At 66.1% G+C, this 16,804-nt stretch carries 16 protein-coding genes; 8 read left to right on the top strand and 8 right to left on the bottom strand.

Annotated elements, in window-relative coordinates:
- Positions 1–66: 66 nt before the first annotated feature.
- Together HARCEL1_RS02110 and HARCEL1_RS02105 are read right to left on the bottom strand one after the other, a co-directional pair.
- A complete protein-coding gene (locus tag HARCEL1_RS02110; RefSeq protein ID WP_108384048.1) occupies positions 67–957 on the bottom strand; it encodes a coiled-coil protein in 891 nt (296 codons plus the stop codon).
- Positions 958–1,214: 257 nt separating this feature from the next.
- The gene (locus HARCEL1_RS02105; RefSeq protein ID WP_159076978.1) at positions 1,215–3,065 is read right to left on the bottom strand and encodes a glycoside hydrolase family 2 protein; all 1,851 of its coding nucleotides are present in this window, start codon (positions 3,063–3,065) and stop codon (positions 1,215–1,217) included.
- A gap of 212 nt (positions 3,066–3,277) precedes the next feature.
- On the opposite strand from HARCEL1_RS02105, the gene HARCEL1_RS02100 reads away from it, so the two are divergent.
- Positions 3,278–4,000 (top strand): diphthine--ammonia ligase, encoded by a 723-nt coding sequence (locus tag HARCEL1_RS02100; protein ID WP_108380956.1) that lies wholly within the window; start codon positions 3,278–3,280, stop codon positions 3,998–4,000.
- Positions 4,001–4,033: 33 nt separating this feature from the next.
- Here HARCEL1_RS02100 and HARCEL1_RS02095 read toward each other — a convergent pair whose 3' ends face one another.
- Entirely contained in the window at positions 4,034–4,654 is a 621-nt protein-coding gene (locus tag HARCEL1_RS02095) for a reverse transcriptase-like protein (protein ID WP_108380955.1), read from the bottom strand.
- Positions 4,655–5,064: 410 nt separating this feature from the next.
- Here HARCEL1_RS02095 and HARCEL1_RS02090 point away from each other — a divergent pair, with 410 nt between their 5' ends.
- A complete protein-coding gene (locus HARCEL1_RS02090) occupies positions 5,065–6,402 on the top strand; it encodes an outer membrane protein assembly factor BamB family protein (protein ID WP_159076977.1) in 1,338 nt (445 codons plus the stop codon).
- A 13-nt stretch (positions 6,403–6,415) separates the two neighbouring features.
- Here the strand turns inward: HARCEL1_RS02090 and HARCEL1_RS02085 are convergent, their stop codons facing one another.
- Both HARCEL1_RS02085 and HARCEL1_RS02080 read right to left on the bottom strand, forming a co-directional pair.
- On the bottom strand, positions 6,416–7,135 hold the full coding sequence (locus HARCEL1_RS02085) for a metallophosphoesterase family protein (protein ID WP_233357382.1): 720 nt from the start codon (positions 7,133–7,135) through the stop codon (positions 6,416–6,418).
- Between the two features lie 26 nt (positions 7,136–7,161).
- Complete coding sequence (locus tag HARCEL1_RS02080; protein ID WP_108380953.1) at positions 7,162–8,343, bottom strand: hypothetical protein; 1,182 nt, start codon at positions 8,341–8,343, stop codon at positions 7,162–7,164.
- Between the two features lie 134 nt (positions 8,344–8,477).
- Between HARCEL1_RS02080 and HARCEL1_RS02075 the strand changes: the two genes are divergently transcribed.
- The 5 genes from HARCEL1_RS02075 (at position 8,478) to dpsA (ending at position 13,203) form a co-directional block, all read left to right on the top strand.
- The gene (locus tag HARCEL1_RS02075) at positions 8,478–10,925 is read left to right on the top strand and encodes a GH36-type glycosyl hydrolase domain-containing protein (RefSeq protein ID WP_108380952.1); all 2,448 of its coding nucleotides are present in this window, start codon (positions 8,478–8,480) and stop codon (positions 10,923–10,925) included.
- Positions 10,926–10,997: 72 nt separating this feature from the next.
- Positions 10,998–11,216, top strand: a complete 219-nt coding sequence (locus tag HARCEL1_RS02070) for a ribbon-helix-helix domain-containing protein (RefSeq protein WP_108380951.1) — start codon at positions 10,998–11,000, stop codon at positions 11,214–11,216.
- Complete coding sequence (locus HARCEL1_RS02065; RefSeq protein ID WP_108380950.1) at positions 11,217–11,474, top strand: type II toxin-antitoxin system RelE family toxin; 258 nt, start codon at positions 11,217–11,219, stop codon at positions 11,472–11,474.
- Positions 11,475–11,659: 185 nt separating this feature from the next.
- Positions 11,660–12,514: a PhzF family phenazine biosynthesis protein gene (locus HARCEL1_RS02060; protein ID WP_108380949.1), complete on the top strand. Its 855-nt coding sequence runs from the start codon at positions 11,660–11,662 to the stop codon at positions 12,512–12,514.
- A 155-nt stretch (positions 12,515–12,669) separates the two neighbouring features.
- Entirely contained in the window at positions 12,670–13,203 is a 534-nt protein-coding gene (gene dpsA, locus HARCEL1_RS02055; RefSeq protein WP_108380948.1) for a DNA starvation/stationary phase protection protein DpsA, read from the top strand.
- Positions 13,204–13,223: 20 nt separating this feature from the next.
- On the opposite strand, the gene HARCEL1_RS13595 is transcribed toward dpsA, so the two are convergent.
- Positions 13,224–13,382: a hypothetical protein gene (locus HARCEL1_RS13595; RefSeq protein WP_174182913.1), complete on the bottom strand. Its 159-nt coding sequence runs from the start codon at positions 13,380–13,382 to the stop codon at positions 13,224–13,226.
- A 109-nt stretch (positions 13,383–13,491) separates the two neighbouring features.
- On the opposite strand from HARCEL1_RS13595, the gene HARCEL1_RS02050 reads away from it, so the two are divergent.
- Positions 13,492–14,580 (top strand): ABC transporter ATP-binding protein, encoded by a 1,089-nt coding sequence (locus HARCEL1_RS02050; protein ID WP_108380947.1) that lies wholly within the window; start codon positions 13,492–13,494, stop codon positions 14,578–14,580.
- On the opposite strand, the gene trmB is transcribed toward HARCEL1_RS02050, so the two are convergent.
- Together trmB and HARCEL1_RS02040 are read right to left on the bottom strand one after the other, a co-directional pair.
- The gene (gene trmB, locus HARCEL1_RS02045; protein ID WP_108380946.1) at positions 14,577–15,620 is read right to left on the bottom strand and encodes an HTH-type sugar sensing transcriptional regulator TrmB; all 1,044 of its coding nucleotides are present in this window, start codon (positions 15,618–15,620) and stop codon (positions 14,577–14,579) included. The genes HARCEL1_RS02050 and trmB overlap by 4 nt on opposite strands.
- 27 nt (positions 15,621–15,647) lie before the next feature.
- A complete protein-coding gene (locus HARCEL1_RS02040) occupies positions 15,648–16,568 on the bottom strand; it encodes an alpha/beta fold hydrolase (protein ID WP_108380945.1) in 921 nt (306 codons plus the stop codon).
- Between the last annotated feature and the right edge of the window lie 236 nt (positions 16,569–16,804).

The raw sequence follows: 16,804 nt of genomic DNA, 5'->3' as shown, positions 1-16,804 counted from the left end.
TTCCACTCGTGTCCGTCGGAGTGCGGTCGCACTCCCGGGGAGTCCCGAACGGTGTCGCAGTCGGCCTTACAGCAGGCCGGTCTTCTGCAGTTTCATCAGGTCCTCGGTGTCGAGGGTTTCGCCGTCTTTGAACTGCTGGTAGATCTCTTCGGCCTCCTCGCGAGCGGCCTCCTGTTTGGCCTCGCGCTGGGACTGCTCCTGTTTTTCCTCTTTCTTGTCGAGTTCGCGGAGGCGCTTCTGAACGCGCACGAAGTCCTCGTGGTGCTGGTCGGCCGCTTCCTGGGCCTCCACGAACTTCTCGTGCATCTCGTCGGCCTCGTCGCGGATGTCGTCGGCCTCGCGGTAGGCCTCGATCATGTCGTTGTGGTGTTTCTGGGCCTCGTCCGCGAGTTCGGTCACCTTCTGGTGGTGGTGGGACGCTTCCGAGCGAATCTCTTCGGCCTCCTCTTTGATCGACTCGACGTCCTCGGTGTTGTCGAGTTTGTCCTTGCGCTCGGCGAGTTGCTCACGCTTGCCTTCGATCTTCTCGATGAGTTCGCGCTCGTCCTCGGTGCTCAGGACTTCGGTCTGCTGTTTGAATTCGAGGTCCTCGATCTCGTCTTCGAGCTCGTCGACGGACTTGCCCTCCTGAAGTTCGAGATCCTCTTTTTTCTGATCGACCTCGTCGAACAGCTCGTTGGCCTCGGCGTTGAGCGTGTTCCGTTTCTCTTTGTGCTCCTGGACTTGCTCGTTGAGTTCGTCGCGTTTCTCGCGGTGCTCCTGGGCTTCGTCGACCTTCTCGCGGGTCTTCGCGTTGAGGTCGTCGCGATCGCTGGCGCGCTCGCTGGCGAGTTGATTGAGTTCGTTTCGCCGGTCACGAAGCTTGCCGGCGAGTTTGATGAGTTCGCCCTTCGAGTTGTTCTCCAGGTCGTCGTCTGTCAGCGTTACGTTCTTGGATTCGTCTATCGATTCTGCCATGATTGATTCCTCGATGCCTTTCCGCCCTGACGGGTGTGCGACGGCCAACGTGATCGGTCCAGCCACTGGCGACGGACTGACGCTACGCGATAAGATTGCCCGTTCATGCTGGTCGTCGTGCGATGCTGCCGAACGCCAGGAGCGTTCAGGTGAATGAAGGTATCGGACGGCGGCTTAAGAATGTTACGCTCGTCGTGACACAGAGACTCCCACACACCGGCCCGATCGGCACCGCCTGGAGACGTCAGCACTCCGCCTCAGGCGACCCGATAGTCGTTCGTGATCGTGCCGTCGGGGAGCGCGAGGACGAGTTCGACCCGCGAGCAGTCCTCGGGGACCTCGATCGTGGCCGGGACCGACCGGCCGTGGGTCCCGACCGTGACGTCCGCCGACCCGGACGCCGACCCGGCAGTCCACCGCAGATCGCCGGACCAGGGCTGGTCGGCGTCGTTGAGCACGATCACGTCGCTCTCCCCCGGCGAGGGATCGGCCAGCACCGGCACGACCGGCTGGAACGCGTTCGCGAGCGCGTCACGTGCCGGTTTGGGCTCACCCTCACCGTCGTAGACGCCCATGCCCGCGCCGTCGACGTCCGTGAGGCTCGCGACCGCAAACAGCGGACAGCCCTCCCGGCGGAGTCGTTCGACGACGTGTTTGAGCGTCCGGCGCTGGTAGGCCTGTGAGGCCGCGACGTCGTCGCCCGCGTGGGCCGCGTGGTGGGCGTCGTCGACCGGGTCGGGAAAGCTGGCCCCAGGATCGGAGATCGATCCGACGCCGACGGCCCCGACGGTCTCGAACGCCTCCGGATACCGGTCGAGCAGCCAATCGATCGCGTCGGCGTCCCCGATCGACCAGCCCGGGAACGCCGCCGTCGCGTCGGGATCGGTGCCCAGCGCGCCCACGACCGGCGCGGACGCGATCGCGTCGGGAAACGCCCGTTCGATCGCCGTCGCCGTCTCGGCGTCGAAATCTGCGCGCCAGACCCGCCAGCGCGTCCGAAGCCGCCCGAGAAGTCCACCGGAGAGCGGCCCATCGGGCGTCAGATCGGTGGGCTCGTCGTGGACGGTCGCGATCGCGAGCGAGGGGTGTCGCCGGCGGGCCTTGAACAGGCGCCGCGCGATCGTCCGCCCGCGGTCGACGTCTGGGTCGACTGGGCCCGTCAGCGGGAGGTCCTGCCAGCAGAGCATCCCGCGTTCGTCGCAGGCCGTCTGGACCGATCGCGGCGGGACGTGAGCACGCGGGCGGACGACCGTCGCGCCCAGGTCACGAGCGGTGCTGACGGCCTCGGGCGTGGCGTCGTCGAGCACGAGGCCGCGCCCCCGGACGGTCCGGTCGTTGACCACGAGTCGGCCGTCGTCGCGACCGACCGTCGCGATCCCGGTGTGAACCGACGCCTCGGAGTCGGCGATCGAAACACCGACGCGATACCGGTGTGGATCACCGAGTTCCCACGGCCACCACCGAATGGGGTCGTCGATGCGGACCTCGTGGCTGACGACCGATCGGCGGGTCTCGGAGAGGTCCACCGCAGCCCGCTCCATGGTCGCCCGCCCGCTGGCGGTCTCCGGGCGGACCGAGACCGTGACGCGATCGGAGCGGTCCGCACTGGAGACGATCGCCGCCGTGACCGTCAGTTCCGCGTGGTCGCCCACGACGTGTGGCACGACCCCCACCCGATCGACGAACGTCGCCGGCCGCCGCTCGACGGTTGCCCCCCACCGGATCGCTGGCACGGCCGCGGAGGGTGGCGTCCGCGACGACGAATAATTACCCCCGAAGGCATCAGAGGGGCGCGCACACCGAACGACGAGTTCGTTCTCGGGGTCGAGTTCGTCGTGGAGTGCGATCCGGAGTGGTTCGAAGTAGACGTCGTGATCGACGATGTGCTCGCCGTTGAGCCAGACGCTCGTCTCAGCGAACGCACCGTCGAGTTCCACGAGCACGTGTTCGGCGGGATCGTCTCGGGGGTCCCCAAAGGAACACCGATAGGCCACCGCATCGGCGTCGGCAAACTGCGCGGGGCGACCGGGCACCGTCACCGGCGTCCACTCGTCGGGCGAGGGATCGCCGCCCCTGTCGACGACCCCCGCGCTCCACTCGAGATCCATATCCCTACTCGGGGTGTTCCAGGGCATTAGATATTGTGGATCGTTCGCAATGCGCTCGACGGATTCGAACGGGCGACCGATTCCGGGTCGGCTCACGAGCGTTCCGATGGGCAGGCACCGATTCCGGGCCCGTGCGCCCCGGGCCAGCGGCGTTCGACAGCCCACGTATCGGCGTCCGAAACCCGTTTTGGCGCGCGCCCGCGACCCCAGGTATGCTCGATCGGCCCTGGGTGTCGCTGTACTCCGGCGGGAAGGACTCGGCGTGGGCCTGTCACCGCGCGCTCGACCGGGGCCTGCCCGTCGAGACGCTCGTGACGGTCCACCCGCCCGAGGACTCGTTTCTGTATCACGTCCCCGCGACCGATCTCGTCGCGCTCGCCGCCGAGAGTGCCGGACTCGACGCGCGCTCGGTCGACGCCAGCGACGCCGCGGGCCTCGACACGACGGATCCGAGCGCGCGCGGTGACGCCGAACTCGCCGCGCTCGAACGCGAACTCCGGGCGATCGACGCCGACGCGCCCGATGGCCTCGGTGGCGTCACCGTCGGCGCGGTCGCCTCGACCTACCAGGGCGATCGGATCGAGGCGCTGTGTGACCGACTCGGCTGTGATCTCTATGCCCCGCTGTGGGGAGTCGACCCACGCGCGGCGCTCGAAGCGATGGTCGCGGCGGGCTTCGCCGTCCGGATCGTCCAGGTCGCCGCCGACGGACTCGGTCCCGACTGGCTCGGCAGAGAGATCGACAGCGACGCGATCGACGACCTCACCGCGATCGCTGACAGCCACGGTATCCACCCGATGGGCGAAGGCGGTGGCTACGAGACGCTCGTCACCGACGGCCCGCACATGGAGCGGGCGATCCGGATCGACGCCGAACCGGTCTGGGAGGGCGATCGGGGTCACCTGCGAATCGACGACGCCTGGCTCGCGGACTGATCGGGGGAGAACGGCCGTCGCACAGCCGACCGATCAGTCGCTGCTCGGTCGGTCGGCCCGCGACGGCGGCGGGATCGGGTCGCGCGACGTCGGGGCGGCCGGCATCACACACTGACGCGGCCGGCCGTCGACGTGGGCGTACTCGTCGGGACTGTTCGCCAGTGGGTGGGCGGGGTTTCGATCGCTATCGAGGCGGGCCGCGCGGACGCGCCCGAACCCGTGGAGGCGAGCGCGAATGCCTCGCCAGTGGTGATCGGTCGCACGGGGGCGACTGACTGGGCGGGGTGGCTCGCCGGTCGGCCCGCGTGCGGCCAGGATGGCGAGGTTGACGTTGCCCGCGAGGTCGTCGTGATCGACGAGCAGGCCCACCGACGCCGAGGGTGGCGCGCGCTCGGCGAGCACGTCGAGGCCGAGATGGAGGGCGCGATACTCCGCGACGTTGTTGTCGGGGCAGTCGTCCGGCAGCGACACCCGCGTCACGCGCTCGCCGTCTCGGGTCTCGATCACCACGCCGAGACCGCCGCCGGACTCCCGGAAGGAGCCGTCGGTGGCGATGTAGTAATCCCGGTGGTGGGTCGATGGTGGGTGCGCGATGAAGGGAGTCGGTGCCTCGTCGAACAGGTCCCGCAACGACGGCCGGCCGTAGGCGGCCATATTTATTGATTGGTCCTTCGTTAATGAAAGGTGTTGCGGCGGGTGGGGGTGTGATCGGCGGCAGTCGATTACCCGCGACACTCGCTCGGCTCTCGCTGTCGCTCCAAGTGACCGGACAGAGTGGCGTGACGGGCGACAAAAAGAGCACGTCCATCGACCGGGCCTGCACTCGAACAGCACCGAGGGCACGTTAAATCAAGTCTGACATAGCAAACACTAAGAACGAGAGAGTGGATTGACAGTCATCAGATGATTTGCCGTGCACGCGGACGGGGTCGAAGTGGTTCGCTCGGTCGTCACTCGAATCGAGACGAGGGAAGCCGAGTATCACCGATTGCAGGGGTGCACACGTGACGCGCGTCGGTCGCCGTCGCGTCGTGTGGCTCGCGGTGCTGATCGGAGTGCTGTGCGTGCCGGTGGTGGCAGTGGGCCCGCTCGGGGCGCTTGACCCCGTCGGCGCGGCGGCCGCGAGTGACGCGCCCGAGGAACCCGGCGAGGAGATCTGGAACGCGTCGACGGGGGATGGGGTGTACTCCTCGCCGACGGTGTCGAACGGGGTGGTGTACGTCGGGTCCTGGGACGACAATCTGTACGCCTTCGACGCCGAGAACGGGAGCGAACGCTGGACCGCGTCGACGGGGGATCGGGTGTACTCCTCGCCGACGGTGTCGAACGGGGTGGTGTACGTCGGGTCTTGGGACCACAATCTGACCGCCTTCGACGCCGAGAACGGAAGCGAACGCTGGACCGCGTCGACGGGGGATCGGGTGTACTCCTCGCCGACGGTGTCGAACGGGGTGGTGTACGTCGGGTCTTCGGCCGGCAATCTGACCGCCTTCGACGCCGAGAACGGAAGCGAACGCTGGAACACGTCGACGGGGGATCGGGTGTCCTCCTCGCCGACGGTGTCGAACGGGGTGGTGTACGTCGGGTCGAACGACGACACCCTGTACGCGTTCGACGCCGAGAACGGGAGCGAACGCTGGACCGCGTCGACGGGGCTTTGGGTGGGCTCCTCGCCGACGGTGTCGAACGGGGTGGTGTACGTTGGGTCGAAGGACGACACCCTGTACGCGTTCGACGCCGAGAACGGGAGTGAACGCTGGACCGCATCGGCGGGGTTTGTTGTGGACTCCTCGCCGACGGTGTCGAACGGGGTGGTGTACGTCGGGTCTGGCGCCGGCAGTCTGTACGCGTTCGACGCCGAAAACGGGAGCGAACGCTGGACCGCATCGACGGGGCATTGGGTGGACTCTTCGCCGACGGTGTCGAACGGGGTGGTGTACGTCGGGTCTGACGACTACAACCTGTACGCGTTCGACGCCGAGAACGGGAGCGAACGCTGGACCGCATCGACGGGGAATGATGTGGACTCCTCGCCGACGGTGTCGAACGGGGTGGTGTACGTCGGGTCTGAGGATGGCAATCTGTACGCGTTCGAAACCAGCCACTCGAACGATTCCAGTGGCTCTCGCGTCAGACTCGGCACACTCGGGCACGTGGGCGACCGAGCGAATCAGTCGTCAGATCCGATCGAACCGATCGACGGGGCGGTTCCACAGGATCTCGACGGTGACGGCCTCCACGAAGACATCAACGCCAACGGTCAGGTCGATTTCCCCGACGTGAATGCATTCTTCCAGCACACTGACGAAGCGGTGGTCCAGGATCACGCTACTGCCTACGACTTCACCGGCGACGGACGGGTCGACCCCCAGGACGTGCTCGTGCTGTTCGAGCTGGTCTGACCGCACCATTCGATTACAGCATCTCGCGAAACTGCCCGAGCGTCGGAAACCGCAGCGTCTCCTCGGACTCGACATCGTACACCACCGGACGGAGCGGGTCCGCCGCGGTGAGAATCGGGCTGTGGAAATCCCGACCGCGCATCTCGTTGACGGTCGTCCCGCGCAAGAGGCGATTGATCGCGGGGACGACGATCACGTCCCGGCCGCGGTACAGCGCCTCACCGACGAGAAAACAGAAGCGTTTGTGACCCTCGATTTCGATCGCCGGGTGTTCGTGGCCCATGACGATCCGATCGACCCCGCTCGGCAGGTCCGGGTCGGTGTCGCCGTGGACGACGAGCGTCTCGTCGATCCGAACGCGATCAGCGAGGGGATAGTCCCAGACCTCCGTGAGCATCGGGTCGTGGTTGCCGGCGATCACGTCCAGCGCGATGTCCCGATCCGCGATCGACTGCTCGAAGTCTTCGAGATGGTCGGTCACCCCGTCGGGCACCGACGAAAAGGATTCGAGGACGTCGCCCGCGATCACCACCCGCTCGGGGTCGTGACGGTCGACCAGCGCGATGACGTGATCGAGCGTCGCCCGATCACCGCCCAGTGACGCCTGGACGTTCGACGCCGCCGATCGCCCGAGATGGAGGTCGGCGACGACGAGCGTCTCGTCGAGCAGGAGGCCACGATCCACGAACCGTGTCGCCACAGCGATCACGCCACCGTACCCGCTACCGGCCATTGTGTGTTGCGAATCGGGCAGGGCCGTCAGAACGACGTTTTCCAGGTCGTCCCGGTCGGGAGCGCTCGATAGGAGACGGTTCGACTGACACCCTCGGCCGGCGTGTTGGTGACGGTCGTCGTCACGGTCTCGCCAGGCGGCACCTCGGTCTCGACTAGCGGCGACTCCGCCGATTCGAGCAGCGTCCACTCGCCGACGGTCTGCCATCCGCCGGCCGTCTTGTACTGGAGGACCGCTCGGCCGGTCCCGGTTCCGTCGCCGGAGTTACTGAACGTCAGCGTGATGGGATAGCCCTCCCCGGCCGTGGCGCTGTCGGGAGCGCTCACGTCGTCGAGTGTGACCTCGGCGAGGCCGTCGGCGGACGCGTTCGGGAACTGCCAGCGGTACTCCGGCGTCTCGGTCTGTGGGTTCGCATCGATCGCGAGCGCCGGCGTGTCGGTCGCGACGGCTTTCGGGAGCTTCGCGACGACGTGTCCGGACACCGTGGCGCTCGGATCGAGCGTGCGCGGACGAGAGAGCGCCGGCCCGGCGTCGGCCACCTGCCCGACGGCCCCGTTCGAATAGATGTCGCCCCCCGGGACCTGGAGTGCCTGCTGGGGATCCCACTGGAGGGATTCGGTCGAGACGTTCTCGATGGTGATGCGATACAGGCCGAGCGCGGCCCCCGTCGGCGCCCGAAAGACGCCGGACGGTTCCCCGCCGGTCGCGACGAAGACGGTGTCCTGAACGCTGCAGGAGTCGACGGCCACCCGCAAGCGATCCGCGACGGTCACGCTCTCACCGGCCTGGAGCGTGTCGGGCGAGACGACCAGATTCGATCGATGGAGGACCTGCGGTCGGACCGTCCCCTCCTCCGGTTGGGTGGCGGACGGTGGGCGGCCGACGAGAGCGAACTCGTAGGCCCCTGCCGCCGGAACGTCGACCGGGTCGGTCCGAACGGTCGCGTTCTCGCCCGGCGGGACGGTGACCGAGACCTCCTGGGAGAACTCGACAGTGTCGTTGGTCACCCGGACGGTGCCGTTGAACGTCCCCTCCTGCCCACCCGTGTTCTGAACGACGACATCGACAGCGGGCTCCGAGCCGTAGCTGGTGTCGTTCGTAACGAGGCGTGGATCGGTGAGTTCGGCGGACTGAAACGGCATCGAACAGCCAACGAGACTGCCGGTGGCCATCGTTCCGAGCGCCGCGACGAACTGACGTCGCTCCATTGTATCCGAACATCGTACCGACGAAACTGAAATGTGTTTCGAGTGACCAGCCGCCGACAGACTGCCACCGAGCCACGATCCGTGACCCGCCATCGTAACCTTGAAGGCCCGAATCGGCGATTTTCACGTGACTCATGAGTTACGGCCACTTCGACGACGACGCCCGCGAATACGTCATCACGGACCCGGAAACCCCCCGGCCGTGGATCAACTACATCGGCCGCAAGGACTACGTCGGGATGATTTCGAACACCGGCGGCGGCTATTCGTTCTATCAGGACCCCCGGTATCGACGACTCATCCGGTATCGGTACAACAACGCGCCCCGCAACGTCGGGGGCCGTGGCCTGTACGTCCGCGACGCCGAGTCCGGCGAGTACTGGTCGCCGACCTGGCAACCCGCCAGAGTCGATCTGGACGACTACGAGTGTCGCCACGGACTCGGCTACACGACGATCAGCGGCACGAAAAATAGCGTCGCGACCGACGTGACCTACTTCGTCCCGCCCGGCGAAGACCTCGAAGCCTGGCGCGTGACCGTCACCAACGAGGGGAGCGAGGCGCGCAGTCTCCAGTTGTTCTCGCTCGTCGAGTTCTGTCTGTGGGACGCCATGGACGACATCTCGAACTACCAGCGCAACTACAACACGGGCGAAGTCGAGATCGAGGGCTCGACGATCTATCAGAAGACCGAATACCGCGAGCGCCGCGAGCACTTCGCCTATTTCGCGTGCTCGGCGGACATCGACGGGTTCGACACCCAGCGCGACGCCTTCCTCGGCAACTACGAGGGGTTCGACCAGCCCCAGGTGCTCGAAGACGGCGCGGCGACCGACTCGGTCGCCCACGGCTGGGCCCCGATCGGTTCCCACCAGATCGATCTCGACCTCGAACCCGGGGAAAGCGAAGAGATCGTCTTCCTGCTGGGCTTCCACGAGAACCCCGAAGACGAGAAGTGGGCCGAACCGGGCGTCGTCAACAAAGAGTACGTCGAGCCGACGATCGAGGAGTACTGCGACCCCGAATCGCTCGATGCGGCGTTCGACGAACTCGACGAGTTCTGGACGGATCAGCTGTCGGCACTGCAGGTCGAGACGCCCGACCCCGAGACCGACCGGATGGTCAACACCTGGAACGCCTACCAGAACACCGTCACGATGAACCTCGCGCGGTCGGCCTCGATGTACGAGACCGGGCTCACGCGGGGCATCGGCTTCCGTGACTCCCTGCAAGACCAGCTCGCCGTCCTCCATCAGTTCCCCGACCGCGCACGCCAGCGCATCCTCAACCTCGCGAAGATCCAGCTGAAAGACGGTGGGGCCTACCACCAGTACACCCCGCTGACGGGCGAGGGCAACGCCGAGATCGGTGGCGGGTTCAACGACGACCCGATGTGGCTGGTGATGTCGACCGCCGCGTACGTCAAAGAGACCGGCGACACCTCGATCCTCGACGAAGAGGCCGTCTTCGAGAACGAGGAAGGCACGGAAGCGCCGCTGGCCGAGCACCTCCAGCGCGCCGTCGAGTACGTCTGGGAGCGCCGCGGGCCCCACGACCTGCCGCTGATCGGCCACGCCGACTGGAACGACTGCCTCAACCTGAACTGCTTCTCGGACAATCCCGACGAGTCGTTCCAGACCGCCGAACACGACATCGACGAGGAGCGCGCGGAGTCGGTCTTTATCGCCGGGCAGTTCGTCTACGCGCTCGAAGAACTCGCCGCACTCGCAGAGCAGACCGACGTCCTCCCCGAGTCCAGCGACGAGTACCAGCAGTACGCCGACGAGATGACCGCCGCAGTGCAGGACGCGGGCTGGGACGGATCCTGGTTCCGACGGGCGTACGACCACTTCAGCGACCCGATCGGGTCGAGCGAGAACGACGAGGGCCAGATCTTCGTCGAGTCCAACGGCATGTGCGGGATGGCCGAAATCGGGTTCAACGACGGCAAGGCCCAGGACGCCATGGACTCGGTGCGCGAGCGACTCGCGACCGAGCACGGCATCGTGCTCCACCAGCCCGCCTACACCGAGTACGACGAGCGCTACGGTGAGATCACCTCCTACCCGCCGGGCTACAAGGAAAACGGATCGGTGTTCTGTCACACCAACCCGTGGATCATGATCACGGAAGCCAAGTTGGGCAACGGCGAGCGCGCCTTCGATTACTACAAGCGGATCTGTCCGGCGGCCCGCGAGGAGATCAGCGAGACCCACACCACCGAACCGTACGTCTACGCCCAGACCATCGCCGGGCCGGACGCCCCGACCACCGGCGAGGCCAAAAACTCCTGGCTGACGGGCACCGCGGCCTGGAACTACGTCGCGATCACGCAGTACATCCTCGGCGTGCGGCCCGACCACGACGGCCTCGTGGTCGATCCGTCGATTCCGGCCGACTGGGACGGCTTCGAGATGGAACGGGAGTTCCGCGACGCGACCTACGAGATTTCGGTCGAGAACCCCGACGGCGTGGAATCTGGCGTGGCGAGCGTCGAAGTCGACGGTGAGGAAATCGACGGCCAGACGGTCCCCGCGTTCGAGGACGGCGAGACCCACGACGTGCGCGTCGTGATGGGCTGACGCGGGACGATCGCGGTTTCGATCGTCGGCGCAATACTTTTCGTCCATCGAGAGTAATACTCTGGTACAGTCATGAGCACACTCAACGTCAAGGTTCCCGACGAGATGGACGAGGACATCGAGGCATTTCTCGACGACCGACCGCACTACCTCAACAAGAGTGAACTCGTGAGGGACGCAGTCCGACATCTGATCGAACAGCCGAAACTCTCCGAGCGGACGCTCGAAGACGACCGTATTTCTCGCCAGCAGATCGAGAATGGCAACGTAACGTCTCTTGAAGACCTATAGATGGCCGAGGTTTACGTTACCGAGCGAGCGAAAGACGCTCTCGAAGACCTCGAATCAGATGTCCAATCACGGATCAAGAAGAAACTCCGCGACATCAGCGACTGGCCAGATCACTACCTGAAACCGCTCTCCGGGCGAGACGATTATTCCGTCAGAATCGGGGACTACCGGGCACTCATCGAATGGGACCGTGACGGAGATGTCCTCTACGTCAAATCAGTGGGCCACCGACGGAATTTTTACGACCGAGAGCTGTGACCCAGCCCTCTATCCAAAACCTGTATGACGTCCCAAGAGGGAGATTCTAGCGAGTGCCTCGACGACCGGCGTTCGACGGGTGACCGGAAGGCAGATTTCTGCGAGCGGTTCGAGTGATTCCAGCCCCGTCCATTCTCGATCCCACAGTGCTCGCCTTTTAACCCGCTGGCCCCGCGAATCGGGGTATGACCGACACCCGCACGATAACGGTCGTCGACGTGTTCACGAACGATACCTTCGCGGGCACCCCGACCGGGATCGTCCACGACGCGAGCGACTTCTCGACCGCGCAGTTGCGAGCGATCGGCACCGAACTCGGGACTCGCGTCGTCGGGGGGATCGACGGGGATCGGCTCCGCTCGGTCGGGCCCGACGGCGACTGTGTGAGCGCCCGGACGGCGATCGGTGCGCTCGCCGTCGAACCGATCGCGGACGGACCGATCGAGACGCCCGACGGCTCGCTCACCGTCAGTCAGGACGACCGAACCTGGATCGAGGGGTTCGACGCGTCGGTCGACCGGGTCGAGGCCGAGTACGACCGCGTCGCCGGCGCGCTCGGGATCGAGACCGCCGCGCTCGCGGGCGTCGGGCGAGACCTTCCGATCACTCGCGCGTCGATCGGCCGACCCACGCTCGCCGTCCCGGTGAACTACTTCGAACAGGCCGGCGGACTCGCGCCCGATCCGACGGCCGTCCGGGCGCTCTGTGAGGAAGCCAGCGCGGACGCGCTCGCGGTCTATACGTTCGACACGCTCGACCCCGACTCGACGGTGCACTGCCGGTCGTTCGACCCCCGAGCGGGCGAGTTTCGCGAGGAACACGCCTCGGGGCTGGTCGCCGGCGCGGTCGGGGTGGGACTCCGTCGATTCGGTGAGATCGACGCCGCGACCGTCCGCTGTGAACAGGGCGACTATCTCGACCGACCCGGGCGCGTGGTCGTCAAAACCGACGACGTCGCCGTCGGAGGTCGCGCTGTGACGGCGGTGACCGGCGAGATCGGGGTTCCACGCGACGAATCCGACGATCTGATCGAACTCTGAGCCACGTCTCGAACGTTTCCCCCGGCCTCGGTGGGCGGAAATTCGTTCAGAGAGAGTTTCCCATAGGTAATTCGTGAGTCGATGGCCCATAGGTACGAAGAATATTTCCTGGTACACCAACGTTGAAGTGGGAAGCGGCCAACGATCCAATCGTAATGGCCAACACCGACGCCGTCCGGAAGCACGCCGACGAGATCGAATCGAACGAACTCCGACTGAGTACGGAGAAATCCGAGCAGATCGTCGAGGCGCTCAACACCGATCTGGCCGCGACGTACGTGCTCTATCACCAGCTCAAGAAACACCACTGGAACGTCGAGGGCGCGGAGTTCCGCGACCTGCACCTCTTTTTGGGCGACGCGGCGGGCCGCGCCGAGGACGCGGCGGACGAACTCGCCGAACGCGCGCAGGCACTCGGCGGCGCTCCGGTCGCCGGCCCGACCGCGCTGGCCGACCGTGCGCCCGTCTCGATGGAAGGCGAAGATGTCTACGACATCCGAACCTCACTCGGCAACGACCTCGCGATCTACGGCGACATCATCGAGTCGCTGCGCGACCACGTCGACCTCGCGACCAACCTCGGTGATCACGCGACCGCACAGATCCTCCGGGAGATCCTCGTCGAGGTCGAAGAAGACGCTCACCACATCGAACACTACCTCGAAGACGACACGCTCGTCGAACGCTGAACCGGCACACCGGCGCTGACTCAGGGGTCGATCGAGACGGTTCGATCGGTCGCGATCCAGGCGTCGTCTCGCCCTTTCTCGACGAACACCGTTCGATCCGCCGAACAGCAGTGCGTGGCGATCGTCGGGTCGTCGGCGTTCGATGGCGCACGGCGCTCGCCAGCGATGTCGTCGGCCATAGTCGTCTTAGGCGCGCCTAAAAACAAAAGAGTTGTGCCGATTGTCGCCCCCCAGGAGCGGGTGTCGAAACCGGCACGCTCTTTAGGCTTGCCTAAATAGGGAGAGTCGATGAGTCGGTCCGCCCTCGACGACCGGATCACGTCGTCGACAGCGTCCGAGGCGACGGACGACGAGACGGTGCTTTCGTTCGACGGCGTAACGAAATCCTTCGGCGGCCAGCCCGTCATCGAGGACTGTTCGCTGTCGGTCCGATCGGGCGAGGTGGTGACGATCCTGGGGCCCTCGGGGTGTGGGAAGACCACGCTCTTGCGGATGATCGCCGGTCTCGAATCCCCGACGGCCGGCCGGATCGAAATCGACGGGGACTGCGTCGCGAGTCCGACGGCGAACGTCCCGCCCGAAGCCCGCGACGTCGGCCTGGTCTTCCAGGAGTACGCGCTGTTCCCACACCTCACGGTTGCCGAGAACGTTGGCTACGCCGTCGACGATCCCGACCGGGTCGAGCGCGCCCTCGAACTCGTGGATCTCGCCGGCCTCGGTGATCGCGACCCGGAGGCCCTTTCGGGCGGGCAACGGCAGCGGGTCGCACTCGCGCGATCGCTCGCGCCCGACCCAGACGTCCTCTTGCTGGACGAACCGTTCTCGAATCTCGACGTCGGCCTGCGCGAACAGGTGCGCGACGACGTGCTCGGTATTCTGGACGCCGCAGACGTGACGACGATCGCCGTCACGCACGACCAGCGCGAGGCGCTCGCGATGAGCGACCGGGTCGCCGTGCTCGACGACGGCCAGATCGCCCAGATCGACCGGCCCGAGCGAGTCTTTCAACACCCCGCGACCCGGTTCGTCGCGCGCTTTCTGGGCCGGACGGCCTTTGTCCCCGGACGGATCCGCGACGGATGCGTCGAGACGCCGGTCGGCCCGGTCCCGGTCGACCGACTCGCTGGCGACCCGCCGACGGGCGATCGGATCGACCTGCTCGTCCGGCCGGACGACCTCCTCGCACAGCCAGATCCGGCAGGCACGGCCGTCGTCGAGGAGTGCCGGTACGTCGGCCCGGCGGCGATCCACCGGGTCGCGATCGACGACGGCCCGACAGTTCGGTGTCGACACAACCACGCCGACGTGATCGACGCGGAGACGCGCGTCTCGGTGACGATCGCCGCCGATCACGATCTCGCCTGGTTTCCCGCCTAGTCGAGTGGGTCGCGATCGATCGTGATCTCGTGGGCTTCGATGTCTTCGAGCGCCGCGAGTTGGCCACCGACCTCGACCGTCTCGGTCGCCGTCTCGACCTGGAGTGAGGCCGTGACCCGATTGGAGTCGATCGCCGTCTCGCTGACTTTGCCCGTGAGGACGCGGGGATTCCCCGTCACGATGTCGCGCCCCTCGATGCGGGCATACAGTGGGCCCTCGACGGACTGGAGTTCCGAGACACACCGACGGATCGTCGCGTACCGCCGGGGAAAGGTGGGGATCTCACCGTAGGAGAGCACCGTCTCGGCGGTCGACCAGAGCACCGTGTTGAGAAAACTCGACAGGAGAAATCCGAGTTCGGACCGATCGAAGATGACTCCGTACCGATCCTCAGCGCCGCGAACGCCCTCGCGTGTCGCGTAGATGGCGTACTGCCCGTCAGCGATCGCGATCACTGGCGAGGTGACGCCCCGACGCGCCCGGACCGCGGTCGCGACTTCGCGGTAGTCGTAGGCGTCGGCGTCGGGGACCTCGACCGACGGCGAGATCATGATCTCGACGCCGACGGAGTCGTCGATCTTCGCGGCCAGCAGGTCCTCGTACCGATCGAGCAGGTCCGGCGTGAGCGAGAGCAGGAGTTCGTACTCCGCGGCGTCGAGGATGTCCTCGATATACCGCAGGATCGTCGGTCGCGACCGGACCAGCGAGATCCCCTCGGACTCGCGGGCGGGTTGAGTGTATCGCTCGGTCAGGCCCTCGACGACCGTCGAAAAGGAGACGCGATACTCGTCGAAGGCGTCGGCGGGATCGATCGCGAGCACCTTCATCGGCCGCGATTCGTTGACCTCCACCAGCCCACGGTCGCTCAAATCCCGGACGGTGTCGTACACCCGGGGCTGGGGGATGTCGGTCTGGTCAGCGATCTCAGAGGCGGTGAGTTCACCGTGTTCGAGAATCGTGAGGTACGCCGCCGCCTCGTACTCACCGAAATCCAGCCGATCGGAGAGTGTTTCGAGGCTGTCGAGGAGATCGTCGGTCATCGATTCATTGTTTCTCCAGCGAGTAAATCAGTCCTGTGGCTCGGTCCCAGTGACGACCTCGACGACCCGCTCGGGACGTTCGACGTGGGGGAGCAGGGCGCTCTCCTCGAATATCACGAGTTCGGCGTCGATGGCGTCCGCGAGGGTGCGCCCGCGGTCGACCGGCGGGAGGTCGGCGTCTGCACCCCAGAGCAGGCGCACGGGCGCGTCGATCGGATCGAACAGGGCTTCGAGCGAGCGGTCGGGCTGAAGTGCGCCCTCCAGAAACGCCGCGGGGGCCCAGCGGGCCCCCCGCTGGTGGGCGGCCTGCCAGTCGTAATCGAGTCGAAACGCGTCGATCGCGTCGGGATCGCTCACGCCGTGATCGGCGTAGAAGTGCCGCAGCGACGGCCGAGAGACGAGCGCGTTGTACACCGATCGGCCGACGATCGGCGCGCGGAGAAGTGGGCCGCCCATCTCGACGGCCATCGTCCGGTCGGTCGGACAGACTGCGATCAGTTCCGCGATGTCGTGATCGGCCACCGCGGCCGCGGTGTACGCCCCCGACAGCGACGAGGCGAGCACCGTCGGCTCGTCACACTCAGCGAGGACCGCCTCGATCACGCCCGTGTACACCGCCGGGTCGTACCCGATGCGCGGGCGGTCCGACCGGCCAAATCCGAGGAGATCGGGCGCGATCACGTGATAGTCGTCAGCGAGTTCGCTGGCCACGTCTGCGAACTCGTGGCTGCTCGCCGCCGCACTGATGCCATGAATCGCGAGGAGATCCGGATCTTCGGGGTCGCCCAGTTCCGTCGTCGCGACCGAGAACCCGCGCCAGTCGGTCTCGTCGGTCGTCCCGTCGAGCGGCGGCCCCAGCGGACCCGCACGACGGGTGAGAAGGTGATTACCGACTGCCGCCACGCCGATCGCACCGGCGCCTGTCGCGAGGAGGCGTTTCAGAGACATGCCCGAATCGTCCCGCTAGACCGCCTAATAACTATGGGCGACGGCTGTTCGAGCGTGTTACGATACACGTGGGAAACAATACGAATTATTAACATTTCCTCTTAACTATTATTACTCACGAAGGTATCGCCCGATTGGTATCGCTGAACCCATCCAGACGGCCGAAATTTCACGTGGAGCGTTGGCACGGCGTCCCGATACAGGTAAATATTTCTCCGGGCATCGGTAAGCCTCTC

Source organism: Halococcoides cellulosivorans, from assembly GCF_003058365.1.
Taxonomy (GTDB): domain Archaea; phylum Halobacteriota; class Halobacteria; order Halobacteriales; family Haloarculaceae; genus Halococcoides; species Halococcoides cellulosivorans.
Note: the sequence above shows the minus strand (reverse complement) of the source record. Positions and strands in the feature narration are given on the sequence as shown.